Source organism: Pseudomonas putida, assembly GCA_041071465.1.
Lineage (GTDB): Bacteria > Pseudomonadota > Gammaproteobacteria > Pseudomonadales > Pseudomonadaceae > Aquipseudomonas > Aquipseudomonas putida_P.
In genome coordinates, this window is sequence record CP163498.1 from 4618171 (window position 1) to 4636629 (window position 18459).

Genomic DNA, 18459 nt, shown 5'->3' on the forward strand with positions numbered 1-18459 from the left:
GAGGGCGCTCCTTGAAGGTCGGGCGCGGCGGGTAAGCACGCCACGCCCCGGCCCGTCTTGGTTGTTGTTATTGAGCGTTGGCTTTTTCGGCAGCCAGTTCTTCCAGGTCGATGTAGCGGTTGCCGATGCGCGGATGCAGGCGGCCACCATCGGCTGCGCCCAGGACCACGACGATTTCGTCGGCGCGCGGGGCGTCTTCGATCTGCATCTCCAGGGTGATGTAGTGCGAGCGCAGGCCTTCGTCGTCCTTCTGCATCATCGGGATCTGGATCGAGGTGCCTGGGCCGCCGCGCTTGTTGGTGAAGCTCAGGTAGCTCTTGGCCTGTACCGCTTCGCGGTAGTGGTTGCCGAAGCGCAGGGTGTGGATCACGGCCGAGGCGTGCTCGATTTCGCCGTCGGCGCCGACCACAGCAGCCTTACCGTAGGCTTCGATCTTGTCGGCACCGCCGATGGCGGCGGTCAGGCGCTCGACCATCAGGGCACCCAGTTCCGAGCAGTTGGCGCGAATTTCCGGCTTCAGATCTTCAACGAAACCGCGACCGGCCCATGGGTTCTTGATCACGACGGCCAGGCCGACCATGGTCACCGGTTTGTCGGTGGCCTTGCCGCCTTCGATGCGGGTCTCTTCGGAGTAGGTGACGATCTTGCGGATTTCGAAACTCATGGGTGGCTCCTGGTGAGGGTTATCAGCTCTTGTTGTCTGATGGTATACCATAATATTTGTTGTGCAAGAGGTGTCAGGAAATTTCTCTTGCCGGGGGACGAAAGGTGGCCTGATGCCTTGATTTTTGTGGTGTCTGCACTGGCCTCTTCGCGGGTAAACCCGCTCCCACAGGAATACGCGGTCCCTTGTGGGAGCGGGTTTACCCGCGAAGAGGCCAGTGCAGGTTTCAAAAAAAAGCCCGCTCACGCAGGCCGAAGGGGCCCACGGGAGCGGGCGCGTCCCGCAATGGTTCAGGCAATGGGAATTCAGGCGAAGGCGGGCACCACTTCCTTGATGAACAGCTCCAGCGACTTTTTCTTCTCGGCGTGGGGCAGGCTGTTGTCGCACCAGAAGCTGAACTCGTCGACGCCGAGCTCCTGGTAGTACTTGATGCGCGCGATGATTTCTTCTGGGGTGCCGATCATGGTGTTCTTGCGGATGTTCTCCAGCTGGAACGCTGGCACTTCGGCGAACTTCGATTCCGGGCTTGGCTCGAGGAAGCCGTTGACCGGGGTGGTCTTGTTGCCGAACCAGGCGTCGAAGGTCCGGTAGAAGCGCGAGATGGCCTGGGCACCGACCTTCCAGCCATCCGGTTCGGCTGGGCTGTGCACGTGGGTGTGGCGCAGCACCATCAGTTGTGGGCGCGGTACGTTCGGGTTGTTGTCCAGGGCGGCCTGGAACTTGTTCTTCAGGTCCAGGACTTCTTCGTCACCCTTCATCAGTGGGGTGACCATGACGTTGCAGCCGTTTGCCACTGCGAAGTTATGCGAGTCCGGGTCGCGGGCGGCAATCCACATCGGCGGCGTCGCGTTGAATGGTTTCGGCACGCTGGTGGAGGTGGGGAACTTGTAGACTTCGCCGTCATGGGCGTAGTCGCCTTCCCACAGCTTGCGTACCACAGGCACCATCTCACGCAGCGCCTTGCCGCCGTCGGTGGCCGGCATGCCATTGGCCATGCGGTCGAACTCGAACTGGTAGGCGCCACGGGCCAGGCCCACTTCCATGCGGCCGTTGCTGATCACGTCCAGCAGGGCGCATTCACCGGCAACGCGGATCGGGTTCCAGAACGGCGCGATAATGGTGCCGGCGCCCAGGCGGATCTTGTCGGTACGTGCGGCCAGGTAGGCCAGCAGCGGCATCGGGCTTGGCGAAATGGTGTACTCCATGGCGTGGTGTTCGCCGATCCACACGGTGCTGAAACCGCCGTTTTCGGCCATCAGGGTCAGTTCGGTCAGGTCTTCGAACAGCTGGCGGTGGCTGACCTGTTCATCCCAACGTTCCATGTGCACGAACAACGAAAATTTCATGGGGCTTTCCTCAACGCTTGAAAGGGTCTGGCGCCGGGCAGGGGAGGCGCCAGGGGTGTCGATTCAGAATAGGCTTCAGGCAAAGGCCGGCAGGCTGGCCATCCTGCCGCGGCAGTACACCATCGGCCGTGGCGCTTGCGCAGGGACAATCAGGTTGTGCACCTTGCCGACCATGATGGCGTGGTCGCCACCTTCATACTCACGCCACAGTTCACATTCGATGACTGCGGTGGCGCCGGCCAGGACCGGGTTGCCCAGTTCGCTCAGGGTCCACTCGATGCCGCTGGCCTTGTCCTTGCCCTTCTTGGCGAACGCATAGGCTTCGGCTTGCTGTTCACCGGACAGCAGGTGAATGGCGAAGCGCTTCTGCTTGATCAGTACCGGGTAGGAGTCGGAGGTGTAGTTGGGGCAGAACAGCACCAGCGGCGGGTCCATCGACAGGGAAGAGAAGGCGCTGGCGGTCAGGCCGACGACCGAGCCGTCGTCGTCCAGGGTGGTGATGACGGTAACGCCGGATGGGAAGGAGCCCAGGACGTTCTTGTAGACGGTTGCGTCGATCATCGGAAGTACCTCTAAAAGGCTGCGGTGGTCCGCGGTTTTTATCATTGATGTGTCTGATGGTATACCGTAATACCTATTTTGCAAGCGGAATTTTCAGCCCTGGTTTTTCACGATGAACGGCTCAAGGCCACGTATATCGTGGTCTTGAGCGGTGAGGTGGTTTGTCGCAGGGCTTTTGCAAGCGGATCAGCGGGCGTTTTTTACTGCGGATCAGTGTTGTCAAAAGTTTGGAATACCATAATATGGTCCGCAGCTGAGAGGCCGCCTAGATGCGGTTTCCTTACAAAGATAAAAACGACCTTTCGAGCTGAAAACCATGTCCCAACCGTCATCGCAACACCAGTTTGTCGAGAATCACACGGTCGATTACGTTCCACCTGCCGAGCGCCACGGGAAGGCGCGCGACCTGTTCACCCTCTGGTTCAGCACCAACATTGCGCCACTGCCCATCGTCACCGGCGCCATGGTGGTCCAGGTGTTCCACCTGAACCTGCTGTGGGGGTTGATCGCCATCGTGCTGGGCCATCTGGTTGGGGGCGTGGTCATCGCCCTGGCCTCTGCGCAGGGACCGCAGCTGGGCATTCCACAGATGGTGCAGAGCCGTGGTCAGTTTGGCCGTTACGGCGCGTTGCTGATCGTGTTCTTCACCGCGTTGATCTATGTCGGCTTCTTTATTTCCAACATTGTCCTGGCAGGCAAGACCATCCACGGCATCGCCCCGAGCGTGCCGATGCCCGGCGCCATTGTGATCGGCGCCCTGAGCGCCACCGCCATTGGTGTGATCGGTTACCGCTTCATCCACATCCTCAACCGTATCGGTACCTGGGTGATGGGTTCGGCCTTGCTGGCCGGTTTCATCATGATGTTCATCCAGGACCTGCCGGCCGACTTCTTCAGCCGCGGCGCGTTCAACCTGTCCGGTTTCATCGCCACCGTGTCGCTGGGCACCATCTGGCAGATCAGTTTCTCGCCTTACACCTCCGACTACTCGCGCTACCTGCCGCGTGAAGTGGGTATTGCCAGGCCGTTCTGGGCTACCTATTTCGGCGCCACCCTGGGCACCATCCTGTGCTTCAGCTTTGGTGCGGTGGCAGTGCTGTGCGTGCCGCAAGGTACCGACGCGATGGACGCGGTGAAGCAGGCCACCGGCTGGCTGGGCCCGGTCCTGATGGTGCTGTTCCTGCTCAACATCATCAGCCACAACGCCCTTAACCTGTATGGCGCGGTGCTGTCGATCGTCACGGCGATCCAGACCTTCATGGCCGAGTGGACGCCGAGCATCAAGGTGCGGGTGATCCTGGCGTCGGTGATTCTGGTTGGCTGCGCGATGGTTGCTCTGAACGCTTCTGCGGACTTCATCGGCCACTTCATCGGCCTGATCCTGGCGCTGCTGCTGGTGCTGGTGCCGTGGGCTTCGATCAACCTGATCGACTTCTACCTGATCAAGAAGGGGCAGTACGACATCGCCTCGATCTTCAGTGCAGACGGTGGCATCTATGGCCGCTTCAACCACCACGCGATCATTGCCTATGCTTGCGGCATCCTGGTGCAGTTGCCGTTTGCCAATACGTCGTTGTATGTGGGGCCGTATTCCAACATCGTCGAAGGGGCGGACTTGTCCTGGCTGTTCGGGCTGATTGTCACGGTGCCGCTGTATTACTGCCTGGCGACTCGGGGCAAGGCTGGCGAGAAGACGGGGCGGGTTGTGAGTGTCAATGACTGATGGAGCGTCGTTGCTGTAGCCGGGGCCGCAACGCGGCCCCGGCAGTTTCAGATCAGACCTTGAACTGCGCCACCATGCCGTTCAGATCCACCGCCAACCGCGACAAATCCTGTGCCGCCGCACTGGTCTGGTTCGCCCCTGCCGACGTCTGCATCGCCAGGTCGCGAATGTTCACCAGGTTACGGTCCACCTCCCGCGCCACCTGTGCCTGCTCCTCCGAAGCACTGGCAATCACCAGGTTGCGCTGATTGATCGACGCAATCGCCTCGGCAATCACTTCCAACGCCACCCCGGCGCCTTGCGCCACCTCCAACGTGCCGGTGGCACGCCCCTGGCTGCTGTGCATCGCCGTCACCGCGCGTTCGGTACCGTTCTGGATACCGGCAATCATCTGCTCGATCTCTGCCGTCGACTGCTGGGTGCGGTGGGCGAGGGCGCGGACCTCGTCGGCCACCACGGCAAAGCCACGGCCTGCCTCGCCAGCGCGAGCCGCTTCGATGGCGGCGTTCAACGCCAGCAAGTTGGTCTGCCCGGCAATCGCACCAATCACATCCAGCACGCGGCTGATTTCGTTGGCATTGGTGGCCAGCTGTTCGATCTCGGCCGAGGTACCGGTCACGTCAGCCACCAGGTGCTGGATGGACGCCAGTGCCTGGTTGACCCGGTCGCGGCCGTCGCGGGTAGTCTGGTCGGCGCCTTTCGAGGCGTCGGCGGTGCTGACCGCATTGTTCGCCACTTCCTCGACCGCTGCAGTCATCTGGTTGACGGCCGTCGCCGCCTGGTCGATTTCTGCGCTCTGCTGGTGCAGGCCACGGCTGGTGTCCTCAGTGACCGTGTGCAGCTCTTCCGAGGCCGAGGCCAGTTGGTCCGACGAAGCCGCGATCTTGCGCAAGGTGTCGCGAAGGCTGTCTTGCATACGGCCCAAGGCGCGCAGCAGCAAGGCTGGCTCGTCCTGGCCGATCACGCGGATTTCCCGGGTGAGGTCGCCGGTGGCCACACGCTCGGCGACAGCCACGGCATCGGCCAGCGGCACAACGATACTGCGGGTAAGCACGGTGGCAATGGCGGCGAGCGCAAGCATGATCACCAGCAACGAGACGATGATGGCAGTGAATGCCTCGTCGGCCACATCGCTGCTGCGCTGCGAGGCATCTTCGGCACCCTTGCTGTTGTAGGCGATCAACGCGGTCAAGGCCTTCATCATGCCGTCGGCGCGCTGCGTGAGTGGGCCGCCGATCTGCTGCTTGGCCTCGCTCATGCGGCCAGCAGCAATGTCCTGCAGCACCCTCACTTGCAGGTCGAAATACTGCTGGTAGGCGTCGTTGAACGTGTTGAACAGGGCACGGTCGTCGGCCGCGATGATGGTATCGGCGTAGGCTTTCAACCCATCCTTGAGCTCGGCATTGATGCCATCGAGCAGCTGCAGGTTGCGTGTGCGTTCGTCGGGGTTGTCGTCCAGCGCGGCGCGCAGGGTGACGGCGCGAGCGCGCCCGAGGTTGCTGCTGATGTCACCCAACGCCACCACGGCGGGCATCCAGGTGACCCGGATCTCGTCGGTAGCCGTGTCCATCTGGCGGGTTTCGTAGAGTGCGATAAGGCCCATGAACAGGACCAGGATGCCCAACAGGGCGAATACGCTGGCAGCGCGAATGCCGATCTTCATATTCCGTAACTGCATGGAATGCTCCTTGACGGTGGCGTGCAGGCCTCAGGAGCTTGGACGGAAAAGCCGGAACACCGGTAAGGCGCCAGGCTCTTGATGCGCTGCGGATTGTGTTGTGTGCCTCACCCTCTTGCATACTTTTTGATTTGAATGATGCCATATGGCCATCATTGTTGAACAGTCATTCAATGTAACGAAATAATTGACAAAACCGTCGTATTTTGACGGTTTTGTCAGGTTTTTGCCGTCAAACGATCGCGATCATCGGGTCGGCGGCGGCCAGGGCCAGGGCGCGGTCAGCTGCCGGCGGGTAGATCCACACCGAGTTGATCTGGCGCTTGAGGTCCTTGCCTTCTTGGCCCTGCAGTTTCAATTCGCGCTCCCAGCCTTCGCTGTATGCCGCGCCCCATTCACCCAGGTCCAGGCAGGTAACGTACTTGGGCTGGCGGTACACCACGGGCGTCACCCCAAGCAGGTCGGCCATGGCGTTGTTGCCACTGTGGCGGCCCATGGGGATGGCGTGCTGGCAGGTCATCAGCGCGTGGTTACCGATTTCATCCACGGCAGCCCAGGCGGTATCCCCGGTGGCATAGATGTGCTGCTGGCCAATCACCTTGAGGTGATCGTCGACCTTGAGCCGGCCGAAGTTGTCGCGCTCGCCGGCAACCTGTGCGGTCAGCGGGCTGGCCTTGACGCCGACGGTCCAGATCACGGTGTTGCTGGCGATGTAGTCGCCGTTGTCGAGGGTGACCCCGCCTGCATCCACGGCCACCACCGAGGTGCCGGTCAGCCATTCGACGCCGGCCAACTGCGAGGCCGCAACGATCGATGGCTTGATGCCCGTGCCCAGTGCCGCGCCGACACTGGCACCACGGTCTACCAGCAGCACCCGTACATCGTTACCGAGGATGGCGCGCAGCCGCGCAGGCATTTCGGTGGCCGTTTCGATACCGGTGAAGCCACCACCGCAGACCACCACGGTATTGCGTGCAGGCGAAGCGGGCAGGGCGGCCAGGCCCGCCAGGTGTTGCTCCAGGCGCACGGCCGACTCCATCTGGTCGACGTCGAAGGTATGTTCGGCAAGGCCTGGGACTGCTGGGCGTGCAACCTGGCTGCCAGCGGCAAGGATTAGGCGGTCGTAGCTGATCTGCTGGCGCTGGCCGTGGCTGTCGGTGTAGCTGACGTTGCGTGCATCGGCGTCGATGGCTTCGGCGTTACCGGTAATGAAGCGCACGCCAACGGCCTCGAACAGTTCACCCACGGGGGCTTTCAAGGTGTGCGCGTTGGCCTCGTAAAAGCGCGGGCGAATGCGCAGTTCCGCTTGCGGGGCCAGCACGCTGATGCTCAGGTCGTCGCGTTGCGCCTGGTCGAGCAGGCGTGCTGCGCTCAGGGCGCTCCAGACACCGGCAAAGCCGGCACCGATGATGAGGATGTTCGATTTCATGCTGTGCTCCGCTGGAAAAGGGGGATTCGCCCCGTGAGTCGTGTTGCTTCAATAACTCCGACCATAGTGGTCGTAGTTTGTTTGTGCAAGCGTTTCCAAACCGCAGTCGCCCCTGCCGAATGCTCGGCAGGGGTGATTGCGGGTGTGGCACAGCAGGGCCACAAACCTTGATATACCCAGCCCCATCCGTTATAGATAAAAAGGAAACCACAAAGAAAAGAGGCCATTGCAGCCCCCATGTACGAGAACACACGTATCTTGCGCCCCTCAGGCCCCCATTTTGCGCCCTGCGCTGATGGATACGGGCCCACCCCCATGATCCTTTCCCCGCTTTCAAGCCTGTTTCACGTGTTGTCGATTCCTCCCGCCAACATCCTGCTCCACCAGATGCGCAAACGCCCCGTCCCTCCGCCTGCACCGTAACGCCTGAACTCCGTTACCCCCGGCTTTTTGCCGTTCGGGGTTGGGGAGCCTTTGCATTTTTTTCAGCGTTCAACTGTTCAGGAATCACTATGACTCTTCGTGTAGCAATCATCGGTGCCGGCCCGTCCGGCCTTGCACAACTGCGTGCGTTCCAGTCTGCCCATGCCCAGGGCGCACCCATGCCGGAAATCGTCTGCTTCGAGAAACAAGCCGACTGGGGCGGTATGTGGAACTACACCTGGCGCACCGGTCTCGACCAGCATGGCGAGCCGGTGCACGGCAGCATGTACCGCTACTTGTGGTCCAACGGCCCCAAGGAGTGCCTGGAGTTCGCCGACTACAGCTTCGATGAACACTTCGGGCGGCCGATTTCCTCGTACCCACCGCGCGAGGTGCTGTGGGACTACATTCAGGGCCGCGTGAAGAAGGCCGGGGTGCGCGATTACATTCGCTTCAATACAGTGGTGAAGAACGTCAGTTTCAATGAGCGCACGCGCGAGTTCACCGTAAGCGCCCATGACTACAGCGCAGGGGTCGGTATCGAGCAGGTGTTCGATTTCGTGGTGGTGGCCAGTGGGCACTTCTCCACGCCACACGTGCCGGAGTTCGAAGGCTTCGAGCGTTTCACCGGGCGTATCCTGCACGCCCACGATTTTCGCGAAGCGGTGGAATTCAAGGGGCAGGATCTGCTCATTGTCGGCAGCAGCTACTCCGCCGAAGACATCGGTTCGCAGTGCTACAAGTACGGCGCGCGTTCGATCACCACGGCCTACCGTACCCAGCCGATGGGCTACAAATGGCCCAAGGGGTGGGAAGAGCGCCCGCAACTGGTACGGGTCGAAAACGACCTGGCGTTTTTCGCCGATGGCTCGAGCAAGCGCGTGGATGCGATCATCCTGTGCACGGGCTACCAGCATCACTTCCCGTTCCTGCCGGATGAGCTGACCCTCAAGACCAACAACCGCCTGTGGCCTGCGGGCCTGTACCAGGGTGTGGTATGGGAGCAGAACCCGCAGTTGCTGTACCTGGGCATGCAAGACCTCTGGTACAGCTTCAACCTGTTCGACGCACAGGCATGGTTTGCCCGTGACTACATGATGGGCCGCATCAAGCTACCGTCCAGGGCCGGCATGCAAGCCGACAGCCTGCGCTGGCGCGAGGACGAAGAGGGGCTGGAAACCACGGCTTCGATGTACGAGTTCCAGGGCCGATACATCAAGCACCTGATCGAGCAGACCGATTACCCACGCTTCGATATCGATGCGGTCAACCGCATCTTCCTGCAATGGAAGCAGGACAAGAAGCACGACATCATGGGCTACCGGGACAAATCGTACCGCTCGGTGCTCACCGGCACCAAAGCAGTGCCCCACCATACCCGCTGGATGCAGGCGATGGATGACTCGCTGCAGGAATACCTGCGCGAGACGGACGGCAAGAAAGGCGAAGTGAAGGCTTTGCGCGGGTAGACGCCAGCCTTTTGCAGCGCGATGCGGTTGGCGCTCCAGCACTTCAAGGCAGAGGACCGCTTTGCGGTGCTGGCGTTACCCGCGTATTATTTGCGACAAAGTTGGTCGGAGATTGAAATGTCGCTTTACAGTGCTGGCGTCGAATACGGCATCCATTGCCTGTTGTTCCTGGTGGACGAGCGTGGTGATTCGCGCGAGTCCAGCGTGCGCGATCTGGCGGAGTTGCAAGGTGTGCCCAGGAGTACCTGGCCAAGGTCTTCACCAAGCTGGCACGCGCCAAGCTGGTGGTTGCCACCGAAGGTGTGCGCGGCGGCTTCCGCCTGGCCCGGCCTTCGGACGAAATCACCGTGCTGGACATCGTCAATGCCATCGATGGGCCGAAGAAGATCTTCGACTGTCGCGAAATCCGCGAACGCTGCACGCTGTTCGACGGTGCTGCACCGGGGTGGGCGACTGAAGGCACCTGTGCGATTCATGCGGTGATGCTGGGGGCACAGAAGCGTATGGAAGAGGCCTTGGCGCAACAGACCATACTGGACTTGGCGCGACGGTTCGGGCGCAAGGCCCCGGCCGAGTTCGGTCAACAGGTCAATAGCTGGATGGGTGAGCGGCGGGAAGGTAAAGGAGGCGGGGACATACCGGTCAGCCAAGTCTGAATGGGCCGCTACAGCAGTAACGCTTTCAGCGCCCTTCATGCTGGCGCCGGTACGCCCCCGGCTGCACCCCCACCGCTTTGGCAAACGCGCGGGTAAACGCTGCCACCGACTGATACCCCACCTGCGCACCCACTTGTTCAACAGTATTTCCTGCCCGCAGCAACTGGCTGGCATGGCGCATGCGCAGCGCCAACAGTACTTGCCCCGGCGACTGCCCGGCCAGTTCGCTGAACCGCTTGAAAAACGCCGACCGCGACAAACCGGTGCAGGCGGCCATGCTCTCCAGCGTCCAGGCTTGCCCCGGTTGCGCGACCAACTGTTCCAGCAGCCCGGCAAATGCCGGCTGGCGGGCGAGGGCGATCAGCCCGCCCAGTGACTGCTCGGCATTTACCTGCTGGCGCAGCACGTACAGGAACAACAGGTGCGTCAGCCGCTCAAGCAATACCTGCGACGGGCCTGCGGCACGCCGGCATTCTTCCAGAATCAGCCCGAACAGCGCCCGCGCTGCGCTGCCAGCGGGGTCTTCGGCGCGCAGCAAGATCCAGTCAGCCAGGCCCTCGACAATCAACGAAGTCAGGCCCGACTGAAAATGGAAGAAGCCGCAGACCAGCCCAACGCCATCGCTGGCCTCGCTGTCCAGCGCCTGCATGGCCTGGCGCGGTTGGGCGCAGGCGTCTACCGGGTCCTGGTCGCTGGACAAGCGATAGGCCAGGTCGCGCAACAGGAACACCGCGTCGCCTTTTTCCAGCCGCACCGGTTGCGGTTGGCCATCGATGTGCAACCAGCAGTGCCCCTGCACCACCAGATGGAAGCTGGCGCGGCCCATGCCCTGGGTGCTGGCATGCCAGCCGCCACAGTAGCGGCCCACATGAAACAGGCTGGCATCGAGCTCCAGGCTTTCTAATAACCAATCGACAAGGTGGCTGGACGAAATCATCTAATGCAAAGACTCAGGAGCAAGGAAAGGCGACTGATGAATATGGAGGGTAATTCTTATAACCAACAGACTGTAGTGACCCCCATCAAAGGAGACCACTCCATGTCCTCGCGCATTACTTTACACACCCTGCAGAGCGCCCCGGAAGCGGCGCGTCCATTTCTCGAAAACGCCCAGAAGAATTCTGGCTTCATCCCCAACCTGCTCGGCGTGCTGGCCAACGCCCCGGCGGCGCTGGAAACCTACGTGACCGTGTCGGCACTCAATGGTAAATCCGACTTGAGCCTGGCCGAGCGCGAAGTGGTGCAGTTGATTGCCGCCACTGTGCATGGTTGTGATTTCTGCGTGGCTGGCCATACGGCTGTGGCGCTGAACAAGGCCAAGCTGCCGCAGGAGGTAGTGGATGCCCTGCGTGCCCGTGGTGAACTGCCCGATGCCCGATACGAAACCCTGGCTGCCTTCGCCCGTGAAGTGATCGCTACCCGCGGCAACGTCGGCGAAGCCACCTACCAGGCCTTCCGTGAAGCTGGCTTCAGTGAAGGCAACGCCCTGGAAGTGATTCTTGGCGTAAGTCTCGCAACCCTGTGCAACTTTGCTAATGTTTTCGCCCAGACCCCGCTCAACGACGAGCTTGGCAAGTACCGCTGGCAGCCAACTGCATAGCCCACGTGTGATAGCGACCCAGACGCGGTCGCTGTAGGAGCGGCCTTGTGCCGCGAATGGGCCGCCAAGCGGCCCCGGCGTTCCAAAAGGAGCAAGACCATGCAAGATTGTGCATTTCGACAATGGCTGGATGCCAATGCCGAGGCCATCGACCGGGGCCTGTGCGAACCGCAACAGGTGCTGGCGCAGATTGCCGAGTCGCAGTTGCTGCGCATAGGTGTCGACCCGGCGCAGGGTGGCACAGGCGGGCGGGTGACCGACGCTGTCGAGGCAATCGCCGCTATTGCCAGCCGATCGTTGGCGGCGGCGTTCGTCTGCTGGGGCCAGCGCGCCTTCATCGAATACCTGTTGCACAGCCCCAACCACGCCCTGCGCGAGCGCCTGCTGCCGGGCTTGTTGACGGGCGAACTGGCCGGTGCCACCGGGCTGTCCAACGCCATGAAGTTTCTGTCCGGCATCGAAGCGCTGCAGGTGCGTGGCCGCCCGGCAGCCGATGGCTGGCAGCTGGAAGGGCGCCTGCATTGGGTGACCAACCTGCGCAAGAGCGGCTTCGTGGTGGCGGCGGCCATCGAAGATGAAGCCGGTGGCGCGCCGTTCGTACTGGCGATTCCTTCCAATGCCCAGGGCCTGGAGCGCTCTGACGACCTGCAACTGATGGGGCTGCAGTCGAGCAACACGGCAGCACTGGCGTTTCACCAGGTGCCGCTGGCGCGTGATTGGCTGCTGCATGAAAATGCCCGCGAATTCTTGCCACGGGTACGCCCGGCGTTCCTGGCGCTGCAGTGCGGCATGGCCATCGGCCTGGCGCGACGGGCGTTGGAAGAGGTTCAGGCGCACTTGCATGGGCGCACCTCGTTCCTCGACGAAGCCCGTCAGGTGCTCAGCGAGCGCCTGGAAAATACCGTCAGCGAGCTCAAGCAGGGCCTGCTCGAAGGCCGCTTCCAGCAACACCCAGCGGCCTTGTTCAAGCTGCGCATCACCTTGGCTGAATGTGCCGCCGACGCCGTGCAGTTGGAGTTGCAGGCCAGTGGTGGCAAGGCTTATCTCAGCGAGTATGGCGAAGGCTTTGCCCGTCGCTGGCGTGAGTCGGCCTTCGTGCCGATCGTCACCCCCAGCTTGGTGCAACTGCGCGCCGAACTGCAACGCCAGGCGGGCGCCGCATGAGCGCAGTGTTGCTCGAGGCCCGTGACATCAGCCTGGGCTACCCACGCGAAGGTGGCTGGCAGGAAGTGCTGGCGCAGTTCGACCTGCAGCTGGCGCCGGGCGAAGTCGTGAGCATCCTTGGCCCCAGCGGCGTCGGCAAGTCGAGCCTGCTGCGGGTGCTGGCAGGCTTGCAGCAGCCCCGTGGCGGTCGCGTGAGCCTGCACGGTCAGCCGCTGCAGGGGCCGCACCCGCGCCTGGCGGTGGCTTTTCAGGACCCGAGCCTGCTGCCTTGGCTTAGCCTGGAGAAGAACGTTGCCTTTGGCCTGGACTTCGCCCGTCAGCCCAAACTGGCTGCTGCCGAGCGGCGTGCACGCATCGATCATGCGATTGCCGCTGTCGGCCTTGAGCATGCCCGTGGCCAGTACCCGGCGCAGCTGTCTGGCGGCATGGCCCAGCGTACCGCGCTGGCCCGCTGTCTGGCCCGCCAGCCTGAAGTACTGCTGCTCGACGAGCCGTTCGGCGCGCTGGACGAAGTGACCCGGGCCGACATGCAGCAACTGCTGCTGCAACTGATCGCTACCCACAACACGGCGGCGGTGCTGATTACCCACGATATCGACGAAGCCCTGCTGCTGTCCGACCGGGTTCTGCTACTGGGCAACCACCCAGCGCACATCCTCGGCCAATGGCACATCGACCTGGCGCAACCGCGCGCGCAGCGGATCGAAGAACTGGGCGCCTTGCGCATCGAAATTCTCAAAACCCTTCGGCGGGCAAGCCGCACAGTCGAACCTACCTCAACCCCGTTGCCCTCGGAGGCTGTCCATGTGCATGGATGACTGCTGTTCCACTTCATCGCGTCGTGATTTTCTCAAACTCGGAGCCATGCTTACCGCCGCCGGTGCGCTGCCGTTGCTGTCGAGCTTGCAGGCCCGCGCCGCCGCCGAGCCGGACGCACCGGTGCGCATCGGCTATCTGCCGATCACCGACGCCACGCCACTGCTGGTGGCGCATAACAACGGGCTGTTCGAGGCCGAAGGCATCAAGGCCGAGCGCCCGGTGCTGCTGCGCAGTTGGGCGCAGGTGATCGAGGCGTTCATCTCGGGCCAGGTCAACGTCATCCACCTGTTATCGCCGATGACCGTATGGGCGCGCTATGGCAGCAAAGTGCCGGCCAAAGTGGTGGCCTGGAACCATGTGGGCGGTTCGGGGCTGACCGTGGCGCCCGATATCACCGACATGAAACAGCTCGGTGGCAAGACCGTGGCGATTCCGTTCTGGTATTCGATCCACAACGTGGTACTGCAGCAGATGCTCAACGACAATGGTCTGTCGCCGGTGTCGAAGCCGGCCAATGCGCAGCTAGCTGCCAACGAAGTCAACCTGCTGGTGCTGCCGCCGTCCGACATGCCACCGGCGCTGGCCAGCAAGCGCATCGCCGGCTACATCGTTGCCGAGCCGTTCAATGCCCTGGCCGAAAACCTCAAGGTTGGCCGCGTGCAGCGCTTTACCGGCGATGTGTGGCGCAATCACGCCTGCTGCGTGGTGTTCATGCACGAACATGACCTGAACAACCGTCCAGAGTGGTCGCAGAAGGTGGTCAACGCCATCGTCAAGGCCCAGCACTGGACCCGCGACCACCGCGCCGAGGCCGCGGCCTTGCTGTCCAAGGCCGGCCCCAACAAGTACACCCCGCACGAGCCTGCGGTGTTGGCCAAGGTTCTGGCGCCTGCCGCCGAGGACCGTGCAGGCTATATTGCCAGTGGCGCCATTCGCCATCAGCAGTGGGACGAAAAACGCATCGACTTCCAGCCATACCCGTTCCCGAGCTACACCGAAGAGCTGGTCAAGCGCCTGAAAACCACCCTGATCGAAGGCGACAACGGCTTCCTGGCCGGGCTGGACCCGGCGCAGACCGCCCGCGACCTGGTCGACGATCGCTTCGTGCGCAATGCCATCGCTGCAGTCGGCGGCCCGTCGGTGTTCGGCATTGCCGACAACTTCGAGCGTAGCGAGGAGTTCGCGGTCTGATGCGCACCCATGTCGTACATGCCGGCCTTGGGCTGGCCGGGTTGTTGGCCTTGTTGCTGTTGTGGTGGGCCGGTGTTGCCATGTTCGGCCAGGCCGACGGCCTGTCGGCGCGCTTTTCACCGGCGGCTACCTTGGCCAGTCTGGTCGAGCTGTTGGGGCAGGGCGAGGTCTACGGGCATATCTGGGTCAGCCTCAAGCGTATCCTGGTCGGGCTGCTGCTGGCGCTGCTGATAGGGGTACCGTTGGGCTTGCTGGTTGGCAGCTACCGGCACCTGGAGGCGGCGACCACGCCGGCGTTCCAGTTTTTGCGCATGATCTCGCCATTGTCGTGGATGCCGGTGGTGGTGATGCTGATGGGTGTGGGTGACCAGCCGATCTACTTCCTGCTGGCGTTTGCCGCGTTGTGGCCGATCTTGCTGAACACCGCGGCAGGGGTACGGCAACTGGACCCACGCTGGCTGCAACTGAGCCGCAGCTTGAGCGCCACGCGTTGGGAGACCTTGTGCAAGGTGATCGTGCCGGGGGTGATCGGCCATGTGCTGACCGGGGTGCGTCTGGCCATCGGTATTCTGTGGATCGTGCTGGTACCGTGCGAAATGCTGGGCGTGAGTGCGGGGCTTGGGTATTTCATTCTCGATACCCGCGACCGGCTGGCGTACTCCGAGCTGATGGCGATGGTGCTGCTGATTGGCGTGCTGGGGTTTGTGCTGGATGCCCTGGCGCGTGGGCTGCATCGACGCTGGGTACACGGTTGACGGGGCAATGGGGCTTCTCGCGGGCATGCCCGCGATGAAGCCCTACGCTCAATGCACGGTTTTGCGCTGCCGCACACATTCCTGGGCTTGAGCGGCCAATTCATCCAGCCGCTCATCGCGCATCTGCTCCGCTTCGATCATCGCATCCTCACCTTGCTGGTTAAGCAGGTAGGTATGAATCTGCAGCACTTCAGCCGTCTGATAAATCGGCGCAATGTCCAATCGCCCTATCAATGCGCCGCTGGCTTGCCCGGTGCTACTCATCAGCACTTGCGGACCATTGGCGGCCACCGCCTGCATACCCATGGCCTCGAACCACGGCACCTGGCTGGCGAAGGCATTGAGTTCTACACAGGCATGGCGAGCTCGCAAGTCGTCCAGCAAGGCGCGGGCGATGCCCTGGCGGCGGTGGCTGGGGCGCACGGCCAGGAATGCCAGTGCACAGGCCTGCTGGTCGTCCTCGGCTGGCAGAGACAGGGCAAAGCCCAGCAACTGGTCCGGTGCTTCGGCATCCAGCGCCAGGGTGAGCGCAACGGCCAGGCCACGGTTGCCGTCCAGTGCTTGCAGGTACTGGTGCACTTCCATGCCGACGCCGTACTGGTATAGCGGGTACAGCGGGTTGTCGGCAGTGATGGCGACACTGCTCAGTTCGCCGACATTGTGGATTACCAGCTCGCGGATCTGGTTCTGGAAAGATTCGGGCGGCACGCTGTCGAGGCGGCTCAGGATGAACATCGGGGGGCAGGCTCCGGCGGGTGAGATTACAGCCCGCGCTGTGTTGGCGCGGGTTGTACAGTCTAACCGGTTTTGCCGTATCAGCCTTGTGCCTGTAATGCACCGAGCATCAGGTCGAGGTTTTGCACCGCAGCACCCGAGGCGCCTTTACCCAGGTTGTCGAACACGGCGGTGAGCAGGACCTGGCCATGCTCGGGGTTGGCGTACAGCGCCAGGCGCAGGTTGTTGCTGTCGTTCAATGCCTCGGGGTCGAGGTTTGCCGCAGCGCCGTGCTGGTGCAAGGGCATCATCTGGACGTGCCGGGCACCCTGGTAATGCTGCTCCAGGCAGGCCTGCAACTGTTCGGCGTTGACCTGCCCAGGCAGCAGGCGCAGCTGCAGTGGAATGCTCAACACGATACCTTGGCGGTAGGCGCCGTAACCGGGCATGAACATCGGCCGCGCCGACAGCCCTGCGTGCTGCTGAATTTCCGGCACGTGCTTGTGCGCCAGTTCCAGGCCATACAACTGCAAGGCCGGGGCTTTGCCCGCGCCGGGTTGTTCATGCCGCTCCACCGCAGTGCGCCCGCCGCCGGAGTAGCCGGAGATGGCATGGATGTTCAGTGGGTAATCTGCAGGCAACAGGCTAGCCTTGACCAGCGGCCGTAGCAAGGCGATGGCACCCGTGGGGTAGCAACCTGGGTTGCTGACCCGCTTGCTGTTCGCGATACGCTCGGCTTGTCGCTCGTCAAGTTCCGGCAGGCCATACACCCAGCCTGGCGTGATGCGGTGCGCGGAGCTGGCGTCGATCACCCGCACGTGTGGGTTGCTGATTGCTGCCACGGCCTCACGTGCAGCATCGTCGGGCAGGCACAGCAGCGCGATGTCGGCGCTGTTGATCGCCTCGCGGCGGCGTTGCGGGTCTTTGCGCTCGGCCTCGGGCAGGGTCAGCAGGCGCAGGTCGCCACGGCCCTGCAGGCGGGCATGAATTTGCAGGCCGGTGGTGCCTTGGTCGCCATCGATGAAGACAACAGGGGTGTGCATGGTCGGGTCCGGTTGGGGAAGGATGGCCTATGCTCGCCTGTGGCTTTGCTAATGAAAATTTGAATATGATGATCGACATGTTCATTTTTTCTGAATTGATCCGACCATGCGCGAAATCAGCCTCGACCGCCTCCGCACGTTGGTGGTCATCACCGACCTGGGTTCATTTGCCGAGGCCGCCCGCCAGCTCAACCTGGCGCCGCCCACCATCAGCCTGCACGTGGCTGAACTGGAGGCGCGAGTGGGGGCCCCGTTGCTTACCCGCACCCGTGGTCAGGTGCGGCCCACGGCCATCGGCGAAACACTGCTGCTACGTGCCCGCCGCCTGTTGGCGGACGCCGACCTGGCGCTGGACGAAGTACGCCGGCAGGTCGAGGGGTTGACTGGGCGGGTGCGCCTGGGCGCTTCTACCGGCGCCATCGCCCATTTGCTGCCACAAGCCTTGGCGCGGCTGCGCATGGAGCACCCCGGGATCGACGTGCAGGTACAGGTGCTGACCTCACAGGCCTCGCTCACGCGCCTGCGTGAAGGCACGCTGGATATCGGCCTGGTGGCCTTGCCGCAGGTGGCCGGCAAAGGGCTGATGGTCACCCCCTGGCGGCGCGACCCGATTCTTGCCTATGTGCCGGCCGACTGGCAGCCACCGGCAAGGGTCACGCCGGGCTGGTTGGCGCAGCGGGCATTGATTCTCAACGACAGCACTACCCAGCTGTCACGGGTGACCGGGGAATGGTTCGCGACAGCGGGGTTGTACCCCACGCCGCGCATCGAGCTGAACTACAACGATGCGATCAAGAGCCTGGTCGGCGCCGGCTACGGGGCGACGCTGTTGCCGCAGGAGGGGGAGGCGGCCGAGCTGGACCGGCGTATTGCTCGCCGGCCATTGCGGCCGGGGTTGTGGCGGCAGTTGGGCATTGCTTGCCGGGCGGGGCAGGCAGAGCGGGCCACGGGGTATGTGCTGCAAGCGTTGGAGCGGTTACGGCAATCAGGGGCCGCTCGGCGGCCCCAGGCCTCAACGCCGCTCTCGCGCCCGGACTGCGGTCACGGTCTCGCCACCGACACCCCAGTTATCGGTTGGCACCTCCTCGATCACCACAAAGGTACTGGCAGGCGGCTTCCCCAGCACCTCCTGCAGCATACGGGTCGTCTGTTCGATCAACTGGCGCTTGTGCTCAGCGCTCACCCCTTCATCGGTTACGCGAATATGGACATAAGGCATGGTTG

General features: G+C 62.8%; 16 protein-coding genes and 2 pseudogenes. 9 read left to right on the forward strand and 9 right to left on the reverse strand.

The window, feature by feature from the left end; translation table 11 throughout:
• Positions 1–67 precede the first annotated feature (67 nt).
• The 3 genes from AB5975_21365 to AB5975_21375 form a co-directional block, all read right to left on the reverse strand.
• Positions 68–664, reverse strand: a complete 597-nt coding sequence (locus AB5975_21365) for an amino acid synthesis family protein (GenBank protein XDR19083.1) — start codon at positions 662–664, stop codon at positions 68–70.
• A 305-nt stretch (positions 665–969) separates the two neighbouring features.
• Entirely contained in the window at positions 970–2010 is a 1041-nt protein-coding gene (locus tag AB5975_21370; GenBank protein ID XDR19084.1) for an LLM class flavin-dependent oxidoreductase, read from the reverse strand.
• A 75-nt stretch (positions 2011–2085) separates the two neighbouring features.
• A complete protein-coding gene (locus tag AB5975_21375; GenBank protein ID XDR19085.1) occupies positions 2086–2571 on the reverse strand; it encodes a flavin reductase family protein in 486 nt (161 codons plus the stop codon).
• Between the two features lie 316 nt (positions 2572–2887).
• Here AB5975_21375 and AB5975_21380 point away from each other — a divergent pair, with 316 nt between their 5' ends.
• Positions 2888–4294: a cytosine permease gene (locus AB5975_21380; protein ID XDR19086.1), complete on the forward strand. Its 1407-nt coding sequence runs from the start codon at positions 2888–2890 to the stop codon at positions 4292–4294.
• Between the two features lie 52 nt (positions 4295–4346).
• Here the strand turns inward: AB5975_21380 and AB5975_21385 are convergent, their stop codons facing one another.
• Together AB5975_21385 and AB5975_21390 are read right to left on the reverse strand one after the other, a co-directional pair.
• Positions 4347–5972 (reverse strand): methyl-accepting chemotaxis protein, encoded by a 1626-nt coding sequence (locus AB5975_21385; GenBank protein ID XDR19087.1) that lies wholly within the window; start codon positions 5970–5972, stop codon positions 4347–4349.
• A gap of 232 nt (positions 5973–6204) precedes the next feature.
• The gene (locus tag AB5975_21390) at positions 6205–7401 is read right to left on the reverse strand and encodes an NAD(P)/FAD-dependent oxidoreductase (protein ID XDR19088.1); all 1197 of its coding nucleotides are present in this window, start codon (positions 7399–7401) and stop codon (positions 6205–6207) included.
• Positions 7402–7913: 512 nt separating this feature from the next.
• Here AB5975_21390 and AB5975_21395 point away from each other — a divergent pair.
• Together AB5975_21395 and AB5975_21400 are read left to right on the forward strand one after the other, a co-directional pair.
• Positions 7914–9293 (forward strand): NAD(P)-binding domain-containing protein, encoded by a 1380-nt coding sequence (locus AB5975_21395; protein XDR19089.1) that lies wholly within the window; start codon positions 7914–7916, stop codon positions 9291–9293.
• Positions 9294–9410: 117 nt separating this feature from the next.
• Positions 9411–9949, forward strand: a pseudogene (locus AB5975_21400) (Rrf2 family transcriptional regulator).
• Between the two features lie 25 nt (positions 9950–9974).
• Here the strand turns inward: AB5975_21400 and AB5975_21405 are convergent.
• Positions 9975–10886, reverse strand: coding sequence for an AraC family transcriptional regulator (locus AB5975_21405; GenBank protein ID XDR19090.1), 912 nt, complete (start codon positions 10884–10886; stop codon positions 9975–9977).
• A 102-nt stretch (positions 10887–10988) separates the two neighbouring features.
• On the opposite strand from AB5975_21405, the gene AB5975_21410 reads away from it, so the two are divergent.
• The 5 genes from AB5975_21410 (at position 10989) to AB5975_21430 (ending at position 15478) form a co-directional block, all read left to right on the forward strand.
• On the forward strand, positions 10989–11549 hold the full coding sequence (locus AB5975_21410; GenBank protein ID XDR19091.1) for a carboxymuconolactone decarboxylase family protein: 561 nt from the start codon (positions 10989–10991) through the stop codon (positions 11547–11549).
• A 99-nt stretch (positions 11550–11648) separates the two neighbouring features.
• Positions 11649–12713: an acyl-CoA dehydrogenase family protein gene (locus tag AB5975_21415; protein ID XDR19092.1), complete on the forward strand. Its 1065-nt coding sequence runs from the start codon at positions 11649–11651 to the stop codon at positions 12711–12713.
• Positions 12710–13531 (forward strand): ABC transporter ATP-binding protein, encoded by an 822-nt coding sequence (locus AB5975_21420; GenBank protein ID XDR19093.1) that lies wholly within the window; start codon positions 12710–12712, stop codon positions 13529–13531. The genes AB5975_21415 and AB5975_21420 overlap by 4 nt, the downstream gene beginning before the upstream one ends.
• Positions 13518–14723, forward strand: coding sequence for an ABC transporter substrate-binding protein (locus AB5975_21425; protein XDR19094.1), 1206 nt, complete (start codon positions 13518–13520; stop codon positions 14721–14723). The genes AB5975_21420 and AB5975_21425 overlap by 14 nt, the downstream gene beginning before the upstream one ends.
• Entirely contained in the window at positions 14723–15478 is a 756-nt protein-coding gene (locus AB5975_21430) for an ABC transporter permease (GenBank protein ID XDR19095.1), read from the forward strand. Before AB5975_21425 ends, AB5975_21430 begins: the two co-directional genes overlap by 1 nt.
• Positions 15479–15526: 48 nt before the next feature.
• Here the strand turns inward: AB5975_21430 and AB5975_21435 are convergent, their stop codons facing one another.
• Both AB5975_21435 and argC read right to left on the reverse strand, forming a co-directional pair.
• Positions 15527–16213 carry a GNAT family N-acetyltransferase gene (locus AB5975_21435; GenBank protein XDR19096.1) on the reverse strand — a complete coding sequence of 229 codons (687 nt, stop codon included), beginning with the start codon at positions 16211–16213 and terminating at the stop codon, positions 15527–15529.
• 80 nt (positions 16214–16293) lie between these two features.
• Positions 16294–17235, reverse strand: a complete 942-nt coding sequence (gene argC, locus AB5975_21440) for an N-acetyl-gamma-glutamyl-phosphate reductase (protein XDR19097.1) — start codon at positions 17233–17235, stop codon at positions 16294–16296.
• A gap of 106 nt (positions 17236–17341) precedes the next feature.
• Here argC and AB5975_21445 point away from each other — a divergent pair.
• A pseudogene (locus AB5975_21445) lies at positions 17342–18217 on the forward strand (LysR family transcriptional regulator).
• Positions 18218–18247: 30 nt separating this feature from the next.
• Here AB5975_21445 and AB5975_21450 read toward each other — a convergent pair.
• A complete protein-coding gene (locus tag AB5975_21450) occupies positions 18248–18454 on the reverse strand; it encodes a 4-oxalocrotonate tautomerase family protein (protein XDR23009.1) in 207 nt (68 codons plus the stop codon).
• Positions 18455–18459 lie beyond the last annotated feature (5 nt).